Origin of the sequence: Duganella vulcania, assembly GCF_009857655.1 — a bacterium.
Lineage (GTDB): Bacteria > Pseudomonadota > Gammaproteobacteria > Burkholderiales > Burkholderiaceae_D > Rugamonas > Rugamonas vulcania.
This window is the reverse complement of sequence record NZ_WWCX01000300.1, coordinates 1-429: the sequence shown is the minus strand read 5'-3', so window position 1 is coordinate 429 and position 429 is coordinate 1. Positions and strand designations below refer to the sequence as shown.

Here is a 429-nt window from a genome sequence, read left to right as displayed (position 1 = left end):
GGCCACCCGCCAATTGGCGGCGCTGGGCAGCAGCCAGCTGGCTGCGTTGACCACGGCCGATTTCGCCGCGCTGGGCAGCGCGCAGATCGGCGCGTTGTCCACCGGCGCGCTGGCCGGCTTGCCGGCCGCCGACCTGGCGGCCCTGAATCCGTCCGTCGTGCCGCAGTTGAGCGCGGCGCTGCTGGCCGCGCTGAGCACGGCGCAGCTGAGTGGCTTCGCGACCCGCCATATCGCCGCGCTGAGCAGCGCGCAGATCGCGGCGCTGAGCAGCACCCAGGTGCAGGCGCTGAGCACGGCGCAGATCGGCGCGTTGGGTTCGCGCCAGGTGGCCGGCCTGTCCACCGACGACGTGGCCGCCCTCGGCAGCGGCGCCATCAAGGCGCTGAGCGTGGCCGCGGCCGCCGCGCTGGGTTCCGACCAGCTGGCGCA

The 429-nt window shown here is 75.1% G+C and carries 1 pseudogene; it reads left to right on the top strand.

Annotation, left to right across the window (positions count from 1 at the left end):
- A pseudogene (locus GTP90_RS36095) lies at positions 1-429 on the top strand (heme utilization protein); the annotation flags it as partial.